Raw genomic sequence first — 18,229 nt, forward strand, 5'->3', positions numbered from 1 at the left:
CACCTGACCGTCCGGCCGCCAGCGCCGGTCTACTCGTCGCAAACCATCGCACCAATCTACCGGTGTGGCCGCCCCGCAACCAACCACCTCCATAGCTCGCAAACATCGCCCCTGGTGGAGCCACTGCCCCACGTTTGCTGACGCTTGTCCGCGTTCTCACATCCCTGCCCGATCAGCGGTGCACCGCAGGAACTGAGTGATGGCTCACACCGATCGGTCTGCTGTCGCGGCAGCGGGTGTTACCGGGTCCTGGCGGGGTCGTAGAGGTGCGACTGGGCGCAGTCGATGGCTGTGGACAGCGCGCGCCCGACCAGGATCACCGCGGCTTGACGGAGGTCGGCGGCCTCCACCTGGTCGGCGATGTCGGCCAGCGTGCCGCGCAGAACGAGTTGTTCGGGTTGGCTGGCGCGATAGACGACGGCGACCGGGCAGTCCGCACCGTATTCGGCGACCAGCTCCTCGGCCAGCCCCCTGATCCGGGTGATGGCGAGATGGAGGACGAGGGTCGCGCCGGTGGCGGCGAAGTTCCCCAGGGCCTCGCCCGCCGGCATCGCGGTGGAGCGGGCCTGGGTCCTGGTGAGCACGACCGACTGGACGACCTCGGGGACGGTCAGTTCGGTCCCTAGCGCCGCCGCGGCGGCCGCGTAGGCGGGGACGCCCGGGGTGATGTCCCACGGCACGTTGCGGGCATCGAGTCTGCGGGTCTGCTCGGTGAGGGCCGAGTAGAGGGAGGGATCGCCCGAGCACAGCCGCGCCACGTCACGGCCCGCCTCGGTAGCGCACACGAGATGGTCGATGATCTGGTCCAGGTTCAGATGCTGGGTGTCGATCATTTCGGTGTCGGGCGCGCAGTGCGCGAGGACCTCGGGGTCGAGGTAGGTGCCCGCGTAGAGGCAGACCGGACTGTCGCGTAGGAGCTCGACCGCTCGCACCGTGAGCAGGTCGGCGGCGCCGGGGCCTGCCCCGATGAAGTGCACAGTCATAGTCGGGAGTCTAGAAGTGCCCCCGAGACCGGGAGACAAGTAGGTTCTGTGTCGGATGGCAAGCGGCGGCGACGAGGAAACGGGGGTCCGCGATGCGGGTTTCGAGTAGGTCCGGTGGGTTGCGCGGCGCGGGCGCTTGCGCGGTGGTGGTCGTGGCCGCCACGCTGGCGACGGGGTGCTCGGCCGAGAAGGTCGTCGGTAAGGCCACCGCTACCGCGGACAGCTTCGCCCCGTCCTCGGACAACCGTGACCCATCGCTCCGGATTCCCGGCGTCGTCGTCACCGAGATCGCGCCGGGGCAGCAGCATGTGCGCCCGAACCAGCGAGTGGCCTACCCGTCGATTCCCCCGGTGGGCGGACCGCATGACGCGCAATGGGCGGCCTGCACCGGTGTCGTCTATGCGAAGGCCCTGCGCACCGAGAACGCGGTGCACTCGATGGAGCACGGCGCGGTATGGATCGCCTACGACCCCGCGAAGGTGAGCCCGCAGGACCAGGCGGCGTTGAGCGCGAAGGTCACCGACAGGCAGTACACCCTGATGTCGCCCATCCCCGATATGGACCACCCGATCTCGTTGCAGTCGTGGGGCCATCAGCTCACCCTCGACGACGCCACCGACGAACGCATCGACCAGTTCATCGTGGCCCTCCGCGAAAACCCTTACACCACCCCGGAAGTCGGCGCGACCTGCTCGTCTCCCCTCTTCGACCGCACCGATCCCCCACCGTACGACCCGACCCCACCGGGCCCCGACGCCGTTCCGATGTCGGGTATTCGGTGATCGGACCAGAGCGGCGGACGACCATGGGGGTGGTGTTCCTTGCGGTGCTCACACGCGCCGCGCACGGATGGAACATGACTGCCCTCGGCGAAAATTCGAAAGGCGCGACCGTGCGAAAAATGGTCGATCCGGGCAAACAGTTCGTGCTGTCGAGTCGCTGGTCAGCGACGGCCTAACCGGTCATATCGAACTGCGCGATGATCTTGGTCGGCCGAACCCGGACCACGAGTTCACCTGCCACCCCATTGCGCTTGCCGAACTCCTCCGCCTTGTCCGGCCCCATGTACCGGGCGGCGATGGTGGTGGCCGTGCGCACCAGCTCGTCGAGGTCTTCGGACAGCGTGACCGTCCCCTGCACCTCGACCAGCCCATACGGCGGTTCCTCGAGATCGACGCACACCGCGACGCGGGGATCACGCGCGAAAGCCCGCCCCTTGGCCGAGTTCTTGCCCGTATTGAAAACCAGCTCGTCACCTTCGACGATGAACCACACCGGCGTCACCAACGGACGCCCATCCGCCGCCGCGAACGCCACCTTGCCCGTTCGCGTTCCGTAGGAAAGAAATTCGAGCACCTTGGGATCAGACAGAGAGGCCATGCACTCAGGGTAGACGCAGCGCCGGAGGTGACGGCGAAGGTGAAAGTGCATGTCGACGGTCAGATCGCACCGCTTTGTCGAGCGGTCGCGACGGCGGAGGTTCGGGACTTGACGCCCAGTTTGGCGTAGATGTGGACGAGGTGGGACTTCACGGTGGTTTCGCTGAGGAACAGTTGTTTGGCGATGTCGCGGTTGGACAGGCCCGCGGCGACCAGGCGCAGGACTTCGACTTCGCGGGGGCTGAGGGTGGTGTCGGCTCGGCGGACTCTGGTCATCAGGCGGGAGGCGACGGTTGGGGAGAGAACGCTTTCGCCCGCGGCGGCGGCGCGGACTGCGGCGAGGAGTTCGGTGGGTGGGGTGTCCTTGAGGAGGTAGCCGACGGCGCCTGCTTCGATGGCGCCGAGGATGTCGGCGTCGGTGTCGTAATTGGTGACGACGAGGACGTTCGGTGGGGTGGGAAGGGCGCGCAGGTCGGCGGTGGCGGAGGCGCCGGAGCGGCCGTCGCCGAAACGCAGGTCCATGAGGACGAGGTCGACGGGGGTCGCGGCGCAAAAAGCCACTGCCGCATCGGCATCCGCGACATCGCCGACGACGGTGATGTCGGCGGCGGCGTCGAGCAGCGCGCGAAGACCCGCGCGGACGATGGCGTGGTCGTCGGCGAGGAGAAGGCGGATCATGAGGCGGATCCGAGCGGGAAGGACACCGTCACGGCGGTATGGCCGGGTTCGGATTCGACGGTCATCGCACCGCCCTGTTGCTCGACGCGACTGCGCATGGCGGCGAGGCCGAACGCGCCGGATCGGGGGTGGCGCAACATGTCCGGTGCGATCCCGATCCCGTCGTCGACGATGTCCAAGTGCGCGTCGGTGTCGCCGTAGGTGAGGGTGACCCGCATGCGCGCGGCCTGCGCGTGCTGGACCACATTGGCCACCGCACTCTGCGCGATCCGCACCAGGGCGGCCTCGACCGGCATCGGCAGTCGTTCCGGTTCACCCTCGACGAGCAGTTGCGTGGTCAGTGTCGGCGACTGCGCGCGAAGGCAAATACGTTCCAGCGCTTCGGCGAGCGATTGTCCGTCCAGCGCGGCGGGCGACAATTCGTCGATGAGCCTTCGGGTTTCGGCCAGGTCTTCGGCGGCGGTCTCGCGTGCGAGCCGAATACGATCCAGCGCAGGATGATCCGGTGCGGCCTGCTCAGCGGCGTGCAGGAGTAGTTGGATGCTGCTCAACCCCTGGGCGACGGTGTCGTGGATTTCCTTGGCCAGGCGTTCGCGCTCGGCGAGCTTGCCCGCTGTTCGTTCCTGTTCCGCGAGAATCGCTCTGGTGCCGATCAATTCGTCGATCAACCGCTCCCGCTCGACCGCCTCACGATGCAGGGCCTGATAGCCGAGCCCGATCCCGATCGCCACCAACGCGCCGAGAACCGGCCCCACCACCGCACCCGCGGACCAACCACGATGCGCCGCGAACCCGAGTACACCGACCGCCGTCGCCGAGACCACCGCGACCAGACTCCACGGCCGTGGCAGCAGGTGCAGGTAGACGAAGAACAGCCCGAAGGCGAGATAGACCGCATCAGGAGTGAGCGCGAGCAAGACCAGCCACAACACGGTCAACGCCGCCAGCCACACCCACACCGCCCCATCGGGAACCGTCCGCGAACGCGAGCGAGGAAACTCGGTCCCCGCGAAATAGACCAGCAACCACACCACCGTCAGCGCGACCACCGCGATTCCGTGACCGCCGCCGTCGGGCAGCAACGCACGCACCGCGACCACCACCGCCAGCACCGTCACCAGCACATGCAGGCCGAGGCGCAGAGTGGTGACCACCGGGGTCAGGGGGGACGAGTGCACGTCGACCAGCTTATGTGCGGCAACCACACGGGCATCCATCGAAAGATGTAAACGCCGCCAGACCTTGGATGGACGGCGTTTCGTGCGCCGGTGCGATGGCGTCGGCAGTCGAGATCGACAGAGTGGAGTCATGTTCGTCGCACTCCGAGATCTCCGAGCCGCCCGTGGCCGCTTCCTGCTCATCACCACCGTCGTGCTGTTGGTGGCGGTGCTGGTGAGCTTCCTCAGCGGTCTCACCGCCGGGCTCGCACACCAGAACATCTCCGCGGTCCAGGGCATCGACGCCGACCAGGTGGTTTTCGCCGAGACCGGGGCCGATCCATCCTTCGACTCGTCGGTTCTCACCGAGCAGCAGATCGCACAGTGGCAATCGGCGGACGCGACCCCGATCGGCATCTCACGCACGAGGGCCGAGCACGCCGGCGCCAGCCCGACGCAGGTCGCGTTGTTCGGCGGCGACCCGTCGGCATTCAGCAATCGCCCTGCTACCGCACCCGGCGCCGTGGTGCTGAGTTCGGCGGCGGCTCGTGAGCTGTCGGCGGGTACCGGTGACGTTGTGCTGCTGGCGGGCCACGAGTTCACCGTCGCCGACGTCGCCGGTGACGAGTGGTACAGCCATACCCCCGTGATCTGGACGAGCATGCAGGACTGGCAGGCAGCCAGCCCGCGCGCCGGTGCCGCGACCGTGCTCGCGGTGACCGGCGATGTCCCCGGCGGCCTCGACGCCGAAGCCGGAACGCACTCGCTGCCCGCCGAGGATGCCGTCCAGGCGATCGGCTCCTACCAGGCCGAGAACAGTTCACTCACCCTGATGACGGTGCTGCTGTTCGCCATCTCGGCGCTGGTGATCGGGGCTTTCTTCACGGTCTGGACCGTGCAGCGCCAACCCGACATCGCCACCTTGAAGGCGCTCGGCGCGACCACCGGCTCATTGGTTCGCGATGCCCTCGCCCAAGCCGCGATCGTCCTGACCGCGGGCGTCACGGCGGGCCTGGCGATCACCGCCCTCGCCTCGCTGTTCCTCGGCGAGGCAATGCCTTTCGTGCTCAGCCCCGCGACGACCCTGGTCCCCGCGCTGGCCTTGATCATCCTCGGTCTCGTCGGCGCCGCTGTCGCCCTGCGCTTCCTGTTCACCACCGACCCGCTGACCGCGCTCGGCGCGACCCGCTGACGAACCCATGACGACCGTCGCCCGCACCGACGCCGTAGTCGCGTCGCCGATCCGGTGCACCACGCGACCAACCGAAGGATCCACCGTGGCAATCACTCTTACCGACGTAACCCTCACCTACCCCGACGGCGCCGACCGTCTCACCGCCCTCGACCGCGTGAACATGCACGTCCCCGGCGGCACCATCGCCGCGGTGACCGGCGCGTCCGGATCAGGAAAGTCGAGCCTGCTCGCCGTCGCCGCGACCCTGATCCGGCCCGACTCGGGCACGGTTGTGCTCGAAACCGATTCGGCCACTACAGATCTGGCTACGCTGAGCCGCCGAGCCGCCGCCTCGGCTCGCCGGACCTCGATGGGCATCGTCTTCCAGCAACCGAATCTCATCCCGTCGCTCACCGCCGTCGAGCAGCTGGAAGTGACCGCCCACCTCGGCGGACCGAAGCGAGCATCGCGTAGTGAAACCAATTCCCGCGCAAAGGAACTACTCGAAGCGGTAGGTCTGGCCGAACAGGCTCACAAACGTCCCGCCCAGCTCTCCGGCGGCCAACGCCAGCGCGTCAACATCGCCCGAGCCCTGATGAACGACCCCGCCCTGCTCGTGGTCGACGAACCGACCAGCGCGCTGGATTCCGAACGCGGCGCCGCGATCATCGCCCTGATCACCACCATCGCCCGCGAACACCGCGCCGCCACCATCCTGGTCACCCATGACCCGACCCACCTGCACCGCATGGACGCGGTCTACCGCATGACAGACGGCCGCCTCACCGACGTCGCCGTCCCCGCGCCTGCCTGACGCCTGACCGTCCGCCACCGGGCAGACTGGGCCCATGAGCGATCCGAGGCATCTCATCGTGGTGGATGCGGCCAATGTCATCGGCTCGCGCCCCAACGGTTGGTGGAAGGACCGCGCGGGCGCCGCGCGCAGGCTTCTCTCCGACCTGGCGAACCTGACAACCCGCCTGCCCGAGACCACCGCGGTCACCGTCGTCCTCGAAGGCGCGGCCAAAGCCGCCGCCGACGGCGCCGAGCCCTCCGCGCCGCGGCTGAAGGTGGTCCTCGCCGACCGCTCGGGTGACGACAAGATCGTCGACGTGGTCGCCGAGCCCGATTCCCACGAACAGATCACCGTCGTCACCGCCGACCGCGAACTCCGCACCAGAGTCCAAGCCCATGGCGCCCAAACCGTCGGCCCCGGCTGGCTCTGGAACCGGATCGAGGCTTCACCCGCTTCGGGTGAGGACAGGACCGAGTCGGGCTGACAGGCTGACTTCGCTCCTCATCGTGGGGATTCGGTCATGGAGGTGTGATGGCGGATACGCATGCCCCGGACGTCGATCCGGTTGCGGTCATGCGCTCCAAGCGGTACCTCGTGGCTCTACTGCTGGCGGCGGCTCTGGGCATACCGATCTCTTTGGTCGCGTATGGCTTCCTGGCCGCGGTAACGAAGATCCAGCAGTTCCTCTTCAGCGACCTCCCGGGTGACGTCTTCTCCGGTGGCACGCCATCATGGTGGCCGCTGCCCTGGTTGGTGCTCTGCGGCGTGTTGACCGGGGCGACCATCCGCTATCTGCCAGGCAACGCCGGTCACTCTCCGGCATTCGGGTTCCACGCCGGAGGCACGCCGGTCGACAAGGAATTGCCGGGCATCATCCTGGCGGCACTGGCCACGCTCAGCCTGGGTGCCGTTCTCGGTCCGGAGGCCCCGCTGATCGCGATCGGCGGCGGACTCGCAGTGCTCACGGTGCACCTGCTGAAGAAGGACGCGCCTCCGATGGCGCTGGTGATCATGGCGTCGGCGGGCAGCTTCACCGCCATCAGCACCCTGTTCGGCTCCCCGATCCTGGCTGCGTTCCTGATCATGGAAGCCGCCGGAATCGGCGGCGCGACGCTGAGTCTCGTCGCGGTACCGGGACTGCTCGCCTCCGGTATCGGCGCCGTCGTCTTCGTCGGACTCGACAGTCTCACCGGACTCGGCACGTTCTCCCTCGCGCTGACATCCGTTCCGGCGGCGGTGAACCCCACTGTGGCCACGATGTGCTGGGCTGTCGTCGTCGGTGCGATCGCGGCGCTCCTCGGCTGGGCGATCCGCTGGGGCGGGCTGGCACTTCGACCGCTCGTACACACCCATCGCATCCTCGTGACGGCAATGCTCGGGTTGCTCGTCGGTCTTACCGCCACCGCCTACCAGCTGATTTCCGGGAACAGCTTCAACCAGGTGTTGTTCTCCGGGCAGGACGCCCTACCCGAACTCGTCGCCCACGCCGCCGACTATTCCGTGGGTGTCCTGCTTCTGCTCGGTCTCTGCAAAACGGTTGCCTATTCGATTTCGTTGAGTGCGTTTCGTGGTGGACCGGTCTTCCCGTCGATCTTCATCGGCGCCGTTCTCGGCATCGCGATGAGCGGACTGCCGGGCATGAGTATGGGCCCGGCGATCGCGATGGGCATCGGGGCGATGTGCGCGGTGATGCTGCGCCTCCCGTTGACCTCAGCGCTGCTGGGTGTTCTGCTGCTCGGTACCGACGGCATCTCGGTGACCCCCCAGGTGGTCGTCGCTGTGGCCGTGGCCTTTGTCCTGATCAATGTCCTGCCGACAACGCCGCCAAAGCCATCTGCCTGAGCACCGGACGGGCCCGCGAAGCGCTCGCCGCCGACGCGCTGTGCGGGGTGGAGTTGATCAGGCCGAAGGCGGCGTGGGCCTGAATACGGGCGGCTTCCTCGGGGAGACCGGGGTTCAGTTCGCGCAGGACGCCCACCCAGATCTCGACGTATTGACGCTGGGTGCGGCGCAGGATCCGGCGGTCGTTGGCGGGCACATTGTCGAGGTCGCGGTCCTGGATGCGGATGAGTTCGGGATTACCGAAGGCGAAGTCGAGGTGGAAGTCGACCAGGGCCGTCAGCGCCGAGGCGGCCGACGGCGATTCGTCGACGACGGCGCGACCGCCCGAGAGCAGGCGCTCACTGATGCCGACCAGGAGTTCGACCAGCAGCGCCTCTTTGTTCGCGAAGTGACGGTAGACGGCGGGGCCGCTGATGCCGACCGCCGCGCCGAGGTCGTCCAGACGCACGCCGAAGAAGCCGCGGTCGGCGATGAGACGGGCGCCCGCGGCGAGCAGCTGTTCGCGACGCTGAGCTTTGAGCTGCTCGCGCCGGGTCACCTGGACAGGCTCGCTAGTCGACATTGTGGCCGCCCCCTCTGGACAACTTGGTTAGTGAAGATTAACCTGAATTTCAGTTATTAGCGATTAACCGAATGAGAGAATGGGCGCGATGACGGTTACGCACGAGACCGAAGACGGCACCGTGGCCGCGACGAGCAACCGGGATACGCACGGCACCCTGGTCGCGGATCTGCGGCAGCGGCTGGCCACAGCCGCGCTCGGTGGTCCGCAGAAGTCCCGCGAACGCCACGTGGCCAGGGGCAAGCTGCTCCCCCGCGAGCGCGTCGACCAGTTGCTCGACCCCGGCAGCCCCTTCCTCGAACTGTCCCCGCTGGCGGCCGACGGCATGTACGGCGACGAGTGCCCCGGCGCGGGCGTGATCGCGGGCATCGGCCGCATCGCGGGCCGCGAGTGCCTGATCCTGGCCAACGACGCCACGGTCAAGGGCGGTACCTACTACCCGATCTCGGTGAAGAAGCACCTGCGCGCGCAGGAGGTGGCCGCACAGAACAACCTGCCTTGCGTGTACCTCGTGGACTCCGGCGGCGCCTTCCTGCCACATCAGGACGAGGTGTTCCCCGACCGCGAGCACTTCGGCCGCATCTTCTACAACCAGGCGAACATGAGCGCCGAGGGCATCGCCCAGATCGCGGCGGTGATGGGTTCGTGCACCGCCGGTGGCGCGTATGTGCCCGCGATGGCCGACGAGGCCGTCATCGTGCGTGACCAGGGCACCATCTTCCTCGGCGGCCCGCCGCTGGTGAAGGCGGCGACCGGCGAGATCGTCACCGCCGAGGACCTCGGCGGCGGCCTGCTGCATTCGCGCACCTCCGGCGTCACCGACCACCTGGCCGAGGACGACCGCGACGCGCTGCGCATCGTCCGCAATATCGTCGCCACGCTCGGCCCGCGCCCCGAGGCGCCGTGGGAGGTACTGCCGAGTACCCCGCCCGCCAAGCCGGAGGACGAGCTCTACGACGTGGTCCCCGTCGACCCGCGCACACCCTATGACGTGCGCGAGGTCATCGACCGCATCGTCGACGGCGAGAGCGGCTTCCAGGAGTTCAAGGCCGAATACGGCAAGACCCTGGTCACCGGCTTCGCCCGCATCCACGGCCATCCCGTCGGCATCGTCGCCAACAACGGCGTGCTGTTCAGCGAATCCGCCATGAAGGGCGCGCATTTCATCGAACTGTGCGACAAGCGCAAGATCCCGCTGCTGTTCCTGCAGAACATCACCGGCTTCATGGTCGGGCGCGATTACGAGGCGGGTGGCATCGCCAAGCACGGCGCGAAGATGGTCACCGCCGTCGCGTGCGCGCGGGTGCCCAAGCTCACGGTCGTGATCGGTGGCTCCTACGGCGCGGGCAACTACTCGATGTGCGGGCGCGCGTATTCACCTCGCTTCCTGTGGATGTGGCCCAACGCGCGCATCTCGGTGATGGGTGGCGAACAGGCCGCGTCGGTGCTGGCGACGGTCCGCGGCGATCAGCTCGACAGCGCGGGCAAGCCGTGGTCGACCGAGGATCAGGAGGCGTTCAAAGCTCCGATCCGCGAGCAGTACGAGACCCAGGGCAACCCCTACTACGCGACCGCACGCATCTGGGACGACGGCGTGATCGCGCCTTCCGACACCAGAACCGCGCTCGGCCTTGCCCTTTCGGTGTGCGCGCAAGCGCCGCTCGAACCCGTTTCCTACGGCGTCTTCCGGATGTGAGCGACATGCTGAACAAGAACCACCCCGTCGAATTCGACACCGTCCTGGTCGCCAATCGTGGCGAGATCGCGGTGCGAGTGATCAAGACGCTGCGCGCCATGGGCATTCGCTCGGTCGCGGTCTACAGCGACGCCGACGCCGACGCGCGCCATGTGCGTGAGGCCGATGTCGCGGTGCGGCTCGGGCCCGCGCCGGCACGCGAGAGCTACCTGTCGATCGAGAAGGTCGTCGACGCCGCCGTTCGGTCCGGTGCGCAGGCTGTGCATCCGGGCTATGGCTTCCTGTCGGAGAATTCGGCCTTCGCGGCGGCGCTGTCCGACGCGGGCATCGTGTTCCTCGGCCCGCCGGCCAAAGCGATCGAGGTGATGGGCGACAAGATCACCGCGAAGAAGACGGTGACGGCGTTCGGGGTTCCCGTGGTGCCCGGCATCGCCGAGCCCGGCCTGACCGATGACCAACTGATCGCCGCCGCGACAGAAATCGGCTATCCGGTACTCGTGAAGCCCTCCGCCGGTGGCGGCGGCAAGGGCATGCGCCGAGTCGCCGACCCCGCCGATCTGCCTGCCGCGCTGGTGAGCGCCCGGCGCGAAGCCGGTGCGGCCTTCGGCGACGACACTCTGTTCCTCGAACGGTTCGTCAACCGGCCCCGTCACATCGAGGTACAGGTCCTGGCCGACAAATTCGGCAATGTGGTGCACCTGGGCGAGCGCGAATGCAGCTTGCAGCGCAGGCACCAGAAGGTGATCGAGGAAGCGCCGTCACCACTGCTGGACGCGCAGACCAGAGCGCGGATCGGCACCGCCGCCTGCGATACCGCCCGCAGCGTGGACTACGTGGGCGCGGGCACCGTGGAGTTCATCGTCTCGGCCGACCAGCCGGACGAGTTCTTCTTCATGGAGATGAATACTCGCCTGCAGGTGGAACATCCGGTGACCGAGCTGGTCACCGGCGTCGATCTGGTGGAGTGCCAGGTGCGGGTGGCCGCGGGCCAGAAGCTGGCGCGCACCCAGGACGAGATCCACCTCGTCGGGCACGCGGTCGAAGCGCGCGTCTACGCGGAGGACCCGGGCCGCGGGTTCCTGCCGACCGGCGGCACCGTGCTCGCGCTGTCGGAGCCCGAAGGCGCTGGCGTGCGGGTGGATTCGGGCCTGTCGGTAGGCACCGTGGTCGGTAGCGATTACGACCCGATGCTGTCGAAGGTGATCGCGCGGGGCAACACGCGCGCCGAAGCACTCGCCGCGCTCGATCGGGCACTGGAACAGACTGTGCTGCTCGGCGTGACGAGCAATATAGAGTTCCTGCGGTTCCTGCTCGCCGACGACGACGTACAGGCGGGCCGTCTCGACACGGCACTGCTGGACCGGCGGGTCGCCGACTTCGTGACCGCTGAGGTCACCGATGCCGAATTCATCGCTGCCGCGGCCCATCACTGGTTGCGACGTTGGCCCGCCACCGGTGGCGATCCCTGGGCGGTCCCCTCGGGATGGCGGCTCGGCACACCGGCCCCGACCTCGATCAGACTGTCCGCGGGCGAGCAGGTGCGCCACGTTTTCATCGCGGGCACACCGGCTTCGGCGACTGTGTGGCTCGACGAGCCGGGGGCCGAGGTGTCGACATCGACCGAACTCGCGCCGCACACGCTCACCGCCACTGTCACTGCCGAGGGTCTCGCGGCGACTCTCGACGGACTGCGCCGTACCTACCGCATCGCCGAGGCCGACGGTCAGCTGTGGGTGAGCCACGACGGCGCCCTCGCCGTTCTGCGCGAGGTCGCCGAGGCGAGCGTGCGCGGCGATGCCGCCCATGTCGGTGACGCCGAGATCCGCAGTCCCATGCCGGGTTCGGTGATCGCGACGCCGGTCGAGAACGGCGCGACCGTCGCTGTCGGTGATCCGGTGATCGTCATCGAGGCCATGAAGATGGAGCACGCGCTCACCGCGCCGGTGGCAGGCACGGTGGAGGTGCTCGCCGCGCCTGGCGCCCAGGTGAAGCTCGACCAGGTACTGGTGCGCGTCGTCGCCCATCCCGCAGAAACCGCCGCGGCCGATAGCGCCGTAGCAGAAACCACCGAAACCGAGCGCGAAGGATCCCTCGCATGACCGACTACCTGTCCTCCGGTTCGTTGCCCGAGGAATATCGCCAACTCGCGCTGACCGTGCGCGACTTCGCCAACCAGGTCGTTGCGCCGGTGTCGGCGAAACACGATGCCGAACACAGCTTTCCGTACGAGGTCGTGGCGGGCATGGCCGAGATGGGACTGTTCGGCCTGCCGTTTCCCGAGGAGTTCGGCGGCATGGGCGGCGACTACTTCGCCCTGTGCCTGGCGCTCGAGGAACTCGGCAAGATCGACCAGAGCGTGGCGATCACCCTGGAGGCGGGCGTGTCGCTGGGCGCCATGCCGATCTACCGCTTCGGCAACGACAAGCAGCGCACCGAATGGCTGCCACAGCTCACCAGCGGGCAGGCGCTGGCGGGCTTCGGACTCACCGAACCCGACGCGGGCAGCGACGCGGGCGGTACAAGGACCACCGCCGTGCAGGACGGCGAGAGCTGGGTGATCAACGGCAGCAAGCAGTTCATCACCAACTCCGGCACCGACATCACCCGACTGGTCACCGTCACCGCGGTCACCGGGCAGTCCGGCGGCAAGAAGGAGATCTCCACCATCCTGGTGCCGACCTCCACGCCGGGTTTCGTGGCCGAGCCCGCCTACAACAAGGTCGGCTGGAACGCTTCCGATACCCACCCGCTGAGCTTCACCGATGTGCGGGTGCCGCAGGAGAATCTGCTCGGCGAGCGTGGTCGCGGCTACGCCAACTTCCTGCGCATCCTCGACGAGGGCCGCATCGCCATCGCCGCGCTCGCCGTCGGCGCCGCGCAGGGCTGTGTGGACGAGAGCGTGCGCTACGCGGGCGAACGTCAGGCATTCGGGCAGGCGATCGGCCGCAATCAGGCCATCGCGTTCAAGATCGCCCGGATGGAGGCGCGGGCCCATGTCGCGCGCACCGCCTACTACGACGCCGCCGCGTTGATGCTGGCCGGCAAACCGTTCAAGAAGGCGGCGTCGATCGCGAAGATGGTCGCCAGCGAGGCGGCGATGGACAACGCCCGCGACGCCACCCAGATCTTCGGCGGCAACGGGTTCATGAACGAGTACCCGGTGTCGAGGCACTACCGTGACAGCAAGATCCTGGAAATCGGCGAGGGCACCACGGAGGTTCAGCTGATGCTGATCGCAAGGGAGCTGGGTCTGTGAGCGCGCCTGATCACGGCGGCCCGAAGGCGGCAGCGGAGCGTGACCACGCAGGGCCTCGAGAGCAGGCGCCGTCGAGCACCGAGGAACGCCGGGTGGTCCAGCGTGGCCTGTGGTTCGAGGAGTTCGAGATCGGCACGATCTACGAGCACCGACCCGGCCGCACCATCACCGAGGCCGACAATGTCCTGTTCACCACGCTCACCATGAACACCCAGGCACTGCACCTGGACGCGGCCTTCGCCGACGCGCAGCCGCCGTTCAACCAGCGCTTGGTGAACTCGATGTTCACCCTCTCGACCCTGGTCGGGCTCTCCGTCGCCCAGCTCACCCAGGGCACGCTGGTCGGCAACCTCGGCTTCTCCGAGATGACCACGCCCGCGCCGCTGTTCCACGGCGACACCATGTACGCCGAGACGATGGTCACCGACAAGCGGGAATCCAAGAGCCGTCCCGGCGAGGGCATCGTCAGCCTGGCGCACACCGCACGCAACCAGCACGGCGTGATCGTGGCAACGGCGGTACGCAAGACGTTGGTCCGCAAGGCGCCGACAGCATGAGCAACCGCCCCACGCCTGGCACCCGTCGAGAGGACGCAGTATGAGCTGGCAGCCGAGTGGTCCCGCGTGGCTGTTCTGTCCCGCCGATCGCCCCGAACGCTTCGCGAAGGCCGCCGCGGTGGCCGATGTGGTGATCCTCGATCTCGAGGACGGTGTCGCGGCGGGTGACAAGGCCGCGGCCAGGCAGGCGCTGATCGACACCCCACTCGACCCGCAGCACACCGTGATCCGCGTCAACGCGGCGGACACCGACGACTACGCGGCCGATCTGGCGATCCTCGCCCAGACCGCCTACCGTCGGGTGATGCTGCCCAAATGCGAATCGGCCGAACAGGTTCGAAGCCTCGCTGGCTACGAGGTGATCGTGCTGGTCGAATCGCCGCTCGGTGCGGTGCGAATCACCGAGTCGGTGCAGGCCGACAATGCCATCGGCGTGATGTGGGGCGCCGAGGATCTGGTCGCCGGACTCGGCGGCAACTCGAGCAGGCACGCCGAAGGTGGCTACCGGGAGGTCGCCCGCCACGTGCGCTCGTCGACCCTGCTGGCGGCCAAGGCATTCGGCCGCTTCGCGCTGGACTCGGTGTACTTGGACATCAAGGATCTCGACGGTCTCGCCGCGGAGACGAGCGATGCCGTCGCCGTCGGTTTCGACGTCAAGGTCGCCATCCATCCGAGTCAGGTCGCCGTGATCCGCGCGGGCTACGCGCCCGACCCCGCCGAGCTCGACTGGGCGCGCCGGGTGCTGGCGGAGGTGCCCGACCACCGTGGCGTCTTCGCGTTCGAGGGTCGTATGGTCGACGCTCCGGTGCTGCGGCACGCCGAACAGATAGTCCGGCGCGCGGGCGTGCCCGGCTGAACATCGGGTAACCACTCCCCGATACCCGAAGTAGTCCAGTCCGAGGAGGACATCCGGTGCAACCGCAGTGGGTACCGAACGCACACGACGTCGCGTCGGCCCGAATCACCGACTTCGCCGCCTTCGTCACCGCGCGAACCGGCGAGGAATACCCCGACTACCAGGCACTGTGGCGATGGTCGGTGGACGACATCGCCGGTTTCTGGCAGGCGGTGTGGGACTATTTCGAACTCGGCGAGACCGCCGGTGAGGTCCTCGGCTCGCGGGAGATGCCGGGCGCGCAGTGGTTTCCCGGCACCCGGCTGAACTACGTCGACCAGATCATCCGGATGGCCCAGTTCGGCCGCCCGGCGGTGATCGCCCTGCACGAGGACGCCGAGCCGAGGGAGGTTTCCTGGTCGGAATTAATCGAGCAGGTCACGGTGTTCGCGCGCACATTGCGTGAGCAGGGTGTCGAAGCGGGCGATCGGGTGATCGGCTACCTGCCCAATATTCCGGAAGCGATCGTCGCGTTCCTCGCCACCGCGAGCATCGGCGCGGTGTGGAGTGCCTGCGGTCAGGACTACTCCGCCAAGGCCGCGCTCGACCGGCTCGGCCAACTCGAACCGACGGTGCTGGTCACCGCCGACGGCTACCGTTTCGGTGGCAAGGAGCACGACAAGCGGGCCGACATCGCGGCCTTGCGCGATGGGCTGCCCAGCTTGCGCGCCACCGTCGTCGTCTCTCAGCTCGAACTCGAGGTCTCCGACACGCTGTCCTGGACGGACGCGGTCGCCGACGCCGGGCTCGGTGTGATCGAGACTGTCCCTGTCGATTTCGATCATCCGTTGTGGATCGTGTTCTCCTCCGGCACCACCGGATTGCCCAAAGGCATCGTCCACGGACACGGCGGCGTACTGCTCGAGCACCTGAAAGCCGTAGCGCTGCAATCGAACATGGGCCCCGAGGACACGTTCTTCTGGTACACCAGCCCGAGCTGGATGATGTGGAACTTCCAGGTGGCCGGGCTGCTGACCGGTTCCACCATCGTTACCTACGACGGCAGCCCGACCGCGGGCGGACCGGATGCGCTGTGGCGCATAGCGGCCCAGGTGGGCGCCACCGTTTTCGGCACGAGTCCCGGGTACGTGCTCGGGTGCATCAAGGCGGGGTCCGTGCCGCGCACCGATCACGACCTGTCGGCCCTGCGCTCGGTCGGCATCACCGGTTCGTCGCTGCCGGTGTCGAGCGCGCTGTGGTTGAACGAGAATGCGGGCGAGCATGTTCAGGTGAACTCGATCAGCGGCGGTACCGACGTGGTGTCGGCGTTCGTCGGCGGCGTGCCGACCGTGCCGGTCTGGCCGGGCGAGCTGTCGGCGCCGTATCTCGGCGTCGCCCTCGACGCTTTCGACGAGCAGGGCCTGCCCGTGCGCGGCGAGGTCGGCGAGCTGGTGGTCACCGCGCCCATGCCGTCCATGCCGGTCAGCTTCTGGCGTGACGACGACGGAAAGCGTTACCACGCGGCCTATTTCGACACCTTCCCCGGCGTATGGCGCCACGGCGACTGGATCACCCTGACCGAACACGGCAGCATCGTCGTGCACGGCCGCTCCGATTCCACCCTCAACCGCCACGGCATCAGGATGGGCAGCGCCGACATCTACCAGGTCGTCGAACAGTTCCCCGAGATCGCCGAGGCCCTGGTGATCGGCGCCGAACAACCCGACGGCGGCTACTGGATGCCACTGTTCGTGCTGCTCGCCCCCGGCGCGGAACTCACCGAAGACCTGAAAACCCGCCTCGCCACGGCGATCCGCACCGAGGTCTCCCCCCGCCACGTCCCCGACGAGATCCGCGAAGCCCCCGGCATCCCGCACACCCGAACCGGCAAGAAACTGGAAGTCCCCATCAAGAAGCTCTTCCAGGGCGCCGACCCCGCCCGCGTTGTCGAACGCAGCGCCGTCGACGACCCCGCGCTGCTCGACTGGTATGCCCGCATAACCCCGCCCGACAAGCCCTAATACACTTCTCGCATGAATGTCAGCGAGTCTCGTGGGGCGCGTGGGGTAGCTGGGACCGAAGTGCGGCGTAGGCCGAAGAATCGTCGGGCGCAGATCGCGGCGTCGTCGGCGGTGGCGTTCGGGGCCGCGGGGTATCACGGGGTGAGCATGGAGGACATCGCGTCCGGGCTGGGAATCAGCTCGGCCGCGCTGTACCGGCACTACCCCAGCAAGTACGCGTTGTTCCGGGAGGAGTTACTTCGGGTCGGGCAGGCGTTCACCGCGTCGATCGTGGTGTCGGCCGAGGACACGCTGCCCGCGGCGCAACGGTTGCGGCACATGCTGACCGGGCTGATCGGCGCGACCGTGGAGAATCGCGCGACGGTGCGGCTGGTGCGGTGGGAGGGCCGCTACCTCGAACCGACCGATCGAGTGGTGCTCGACGAGCAGCAGGAGTCGGTGCTGGTCGCGCTCGACGAACAGTTGGCGGACTTGCGTCCCGAATTGACCCCGGCTGAGCAGCGCATGATCTCCACGGCGATTCTCGGTGTGATCACCAGCGTCGCCGATCACCACGCGGCACTGCCCGTTCGCACGCTCAACAGGTTGCTCGGTTCGGCCTGCATGGCACTGACGGACAGGGAATTGCCGCCCGCGGCAACCGTTTCGGAGCAGGGCGCCCGCGCCGAGATTCCGGATTCGTTCAAACACGAACTGCTGCTTCGTAAAGCGGTGGACCTCTTCCACAAACGCGGCTATCCCAATGTCAGCGTGGAGGACATCGCCTCGGCGGCGGGATTGTCGGCGGCGTCGGCGGTGTACCGGTTCTATCGCGGCAAGAGCGATATCCTCGCCGCCGCGTTCCGGCGGGCGGCGGACCGGGTGTCCGGGGCGATCGGGCCCGCGGTCGCGAGCACCTCCGACAGTGGCGCGGCGCTGGGCGTGCTGGTCGATCAGTTCGTGGCCGACACGTTCAACGAGCGAGCGCTCGCCGTCGTCTATTACGCCGAATTCGGGCACGTGCCCGCCGAGGAGCGTGCCGTCCTGCGCAATATCCAGCGGTTGAGCGTGCAGGAGTGGGCGCGGCTGGTGCGCGAGATGCGGCCGGAGCTTTCCGCGGCCGAGGCGAGATTCCTGGTGCACGCCGCGTTCGCCATGGTCATCGACCTCGGTCAGCGGTTCGGCGACGACCCGATCGCGGGCCGGGCCAGGGTGGGGTTCCTGATGCGGCGGGTGCTGCTCGGTTGAGGCAATTCACCCGTCGCGTATGAGGCAGACCGTTCTCGATTCGGCCTACGCTCGGCGATCAGGCCG

The 18,229-nt window shown here is 67.9% G+C and carries 17 protein-coding genes; 12 read left to right on the plus strand and 5 right to left on the minus strand.

Annotated elements, in window-relative coordinates; genetic code table 11:
- Nucleotides 1-239 precede the first annotated feature (239 nt).
- Entirely contained in the window at nucleotides 240-983 is a 744-nt protein-coding gene (gene cobM, locus NS1_RS21150; protein ID WP_062987028.1) for a precorrin-4 C(11)-methyltransferase, read from the minus strand.
- A gap of 92 nt (nucleotides 984-1,075) precedes the next feature.
- Between cobM and NS1_RS21155 the strand changes: the two genes are divergently transcribed.
- Nucleotides 1,076-1,765 carry a thioredoxin-like domain-containing protein gene (locus NS1_RS21155; RefSeq protein ID WP_084503888.1) on the plus strand — a complete coding sequence of 230 codons (690 nt, stop codon included), beginning with the start codon at nucleotides 1,076-1,078 and terminating at the stop codon, nucleotides 1,763-1,765.
- Between the two features lie 172 nt (nucleotides 1,766-1,937).
- On the opposite strand, the gene NS1_RS21160 is transcribed toward NS1_RS21155, so the two are convergent.
- The 3 genes from NS1_RS21160 to NS1_RS21170 are packed head-to-tail and all read right to left on the minus strand — an operon-like array spanning nucleotide 1,938 to nucleotide 4,218.
- Nucleotides 1,938-2,363, minus strand: a complete 426-nt coding sequence (locus NS1_RS21160; RefSeq protein WP_062987032.1) for a PPOX class F420-dependent oxidoreductase — start codon at nucleotides 2,361-2,363, stop codon at nucleotides 1,938-1,940.
- Nucleotides 2,364-2,422: 59 nt separating this feature from the next.
- Nucleotides 2,423-3,040, minus strand: coding sequence for a LuxR C-terminal-related transcriptional regulator (locus tag NS1_RS21165; RefSeq protein ID WP_062987034.1), 618 nt, complete (start codon nucleotides 3,038-3,040; stop codon nucleotides 2,423-2,425).
- Nucleotides 3,037-4,218: an ATP-binding protein gene (locus tag NS1_RS21170; protein WP_062987085.1), complete on the minus strand. Its 1,182-nt coding sequence runs from the start codon at nucleotides 4,216-4,218 to the stop codon at nucleotides 3,037-3,039. Before NS1_RS21170 ends, NS1_RS21165 begins: the two co-directional genes overlap by 4 nt.
- A 130-nt stretch (nucleotides 4,219-4,348) precedes the next feature.
- Between NS1_RS21170 and NS1_RS21175 the strand changes: the two genes are divergently transcribed.
- The 4 genes from NS1_RS21175 (at nucleotide 4,349) to NS1_RS21190 (ending at nucleotide 8,009) form a co-directional block, all read left to right on the plus strand.
- Entirely contained in the window at nucleotides 4,349-5,389 is a 1,041-nt protein-coding gene (locus NS1_RS21175; protein WP_062987036.1) for an ABC transporter permease, read from the plus strand.
- A gap of 85 nt (nucleotides 5,390-5,474) precedes the next feature.
- Nucleotides 5,475-6,185 carry an ABC transporter ATP-binding protein gene (locus tag NS1_RS21180; RefSeq protein ID WP_062987087.1) on the plus strand — a complete coding sequence of 237 codons (711 nt, stop codon included), beginning with the start codon at nucleotides 5,475-5,477 and terminating at the stop codon, nucleotides 6,183-6,185.
- 34 nt (nucleotides 6,186-6,219) lie between these two features.
- On the plus strand, nucleotides 6,220-6,651 hold the full coding sequence (locus tag NS1_RS21185; RefSeq protein WP_062987038.1) for an NYN domain-containing protein: 432 nt from the start codon (nucleotides 6,220-6,222) through the stop codon (nucleotides 6,649-6,651).
- Between the two features lie 47 nt (nucleotides 6,652-6,698).
- The gene (locus tag NS1_RS21190) at nucleotides 6,699-8,009 is read left to right on the plus strand and encodes a chloride channel protein (RefSeq protein ID WP_056814132.1); all 1,311 of its coding nucleotides are present in this window, start codon (nucleotides 6,699-6,701) and stop codon (nucleotides 8,007-8,009) included.
- Here the strand turns inward: NS1_RS21190 and NS1_RS21195 are convergent.
- Nucleotides 7,969-8,571 (minus strand): SACE_7040 family transcriptional regulator, encoded by a 603-nt coding sequence (locus NS1_RS21195; RefSeq protein WP_062987040.1) that lies wholly within the window; start codon nucleotides 8,569-8,571, stop codon nucleotides 7,969-7,971. The genes NS1_RS21190 and NS1_RS21195 overlap by 41 nt on opposite strands.
- Before the next feature lie 88 nt (nucleotides 8,572-8,659).
- On the opposite strand from NS1_RS21195, the gene NS1_RS21200 reads away from it, so the two are divergent.
- The 7 genes from NS1_RS21200 (at nucleotide 8,660) to NS1_RS21230 (ending at nucleotide 18,163) form a co-directional block, all read left to right on the plus strand.
- On the plus strand, nucleotides 8,660-10,267 hold the full coding sequence (locus NS1_RS21200) for a carboxyl transferase domain-containing protein (protein WP_255284628.1): 1,608 nt from the start codon (nucleotides 8,660-8,662) through the stop codon (nucleotides 10,265-10,267).
- 5 nt (nucleotides 10,268-10,272) lie between these two features.
- The gene (locus tag NS1_RS21205; RefSeq protein WP_062987091.1) at nucleotides 10,273-12,366 is read left to right on the plus strand and encodes an acetyl-CoA carboxylase biotin carboxylase subunit; all 2,094 of its coding nucleotides are present in this window, start codon (nucleotides 10,273-10,275) and stop codon (nucleotides 12,364-12,366) included.
- The gene (locus NS1_RS21210; RefSeq protein ID WP_062987042.1) at nucleotides 12,363-13,523 is read left to right on the plus strand and encodes an acyl-CoA dehydrogenase family protein; all 1,161 of its coding nucleotides are present in this window, start codon (nucleotides 12,363-12,365) and stop codon (nucleotides 13,521-13,523) included. The genes NS1_RS21205 and NS1_RS21210 overlap by 4 nt, the downstream gene beginning before the upstream one ends.
- 92 nt (nucleotides 13,524-13,615) lie before the next feature.
- Entirely contained in the window at nucleotides 13,616-14,080 is a 465-nt protein-coding gene (locus NS1_RS21215; protein WP_056814141.1) for a MaoC family dehydratase, read from the plus strand.
- Nucleotides 14,081-14,120: 40 nt separating this feature from the next.
- Nucleotides 14,121-14,936 (plus strand): HpcH/HpaI aldolase/citrate lyase family protein, encoded by an 816-nt coding sequence (locus NS1_RS21220; protein WP_062987044.1) that lies wholly within the window; start codon nucleotides 14,121-14,123, stop codon nucleotides 14,934-14,936.
- A gap of 56 nt (nucleotides 14,937-14,992) precedes the next feature.
- Nucleotides 14,993-16,936 (plus strand): acetoacetate--CoA ligase, encoded by a 1,944-nt coding sequence (locus tag NS1_RS21225; protein WP_062987047.1) that lies wholly within the window; start codon nucleotides 14,993-14,995, stop codon nucleotides 16,934-16,936.
- A 12-nt stretch (nucleotides 16,937-16,948) separates the two neighbouring features.
- Nucleotides 16,949-18,163 (plus strand): TetR/AcrR family transcriptional regulator, encoded by a 1,215-nt coding sequence (locus tag NS1_RS21230; RefSeq protein WP_062987049.1) that lies wholly within the window; start codon nucleotides 16,949-16,951, stop codon nucleotides 18,161-18,163.
- Nucleotides 18,164-18,229: the final 66 nt, after the last annotated feature.

The organism is Nocardia salmonicida NBRC 13393 (genome assembly GCF_001613085.1).
In the GTDB taxonomy this organism is placed as follows: domain Bacteria; phylum Actinomycetota; class Actinomycetes; order Mycobacteriales; family Mycobacteriaceae; genus Nocardia; species Nocardia salmonicida.

Excerpts from the sequence above, each read along its gene's own strand:
- cobM (WP_062987028.1), bottom strand. The coding sequence starts at position 983 with ATGACTGTGCACTTCATCGGGGCAGGCCCCGGCGCCGCCGACCTGCTC.
- NS1_RS21155 (WP_084503888.1), top strand. The coding sequence starts at position 1,076 with ATGCGGGTTTCGAGTAGGTCCGGTGGGTTGCGCGGCGCGGGCGCTTGC.
- NS1_RS21160 (WP_062987032.1), bottom strand. The coding sequence starts at position 2,363 with ATGGCCTCTCTGTCTGATCCCAAGGTGCTCGAATTTCTTTCCTACGGA.
- NS1_RS21165 (WP_062987034.1), bottom strand. The coding sequence starts at position 3,040 with ATGATCCGCCTTCTCCTCGCCGACGACCACGCCATCGTCCGCGCGGGT.
- NS1_RS21175 (WP_062987036.1), top strand. The coding sequence starts at position 4,349 with ATGTTCGTCGCACTCCGAGATCTCCGAGCCGCCCGTGGCCGCTTCCTG.
- NS1_RS21185 (WP_062987038.1), top strand. The coding sequence starts at position 6,220 with ATGAGCGATCCGAGGCATCTCATCGTGGTGGATGCGGCCAATGTCATC.
- NS1_RS21190 (WP_056814132.1), top strand. The coding sequence starts at position 6,699 with ATGGCGGATACGCATGCCCCGGACGTCGATCCGGTTGCGGTCATGCGC.
- NS1_RS21195 (WP_062987040.1), bottom strand. The coding sequence starts at position 8,571 with ATGTCGACTAGCGAGCCTGTCCAGGTGACCCGGCGCGAGCAGCTCAAA.
- NS1_RS21200 (WP_255284628.1), top strand. The coding sequence starts at position 8,660 with ATGACGGTTACGCACGAGACCGAAGACGGCACCGTGGCCGCGACGAGC.
- NS1_RS21205 (WP_062987091.1), top strand. The coding sequence starts at position 10,273 with ATGCTGAACAAGAACCACCCCGTCGAATTCGACACCGTCCTGGTCGCC.
- NS1_RS21210 (WP_062987042.1), top strand. The coding sequence starts at position 12,363 with ATGACCGACTACCTGTCCTCCGGTTCGTTGCCCGAGGAATATCGCCAA.
- NS1_RS21220 (WP_062987044.1), top strand. The coding sequence starts at position 14,121 with ATGAGCTGGCAGCCGAGTGGTCCCGCGTGGCTGTTCTGTCCCGCCGAT.
- NS1_RS21230 (WP_062987049.1), top strand. The coding sequence starts at position 16,949 with ATGAATGTCAGCGAGTCTCGTGGGGCGCGTGGGGTAGCTGGGACCGAA.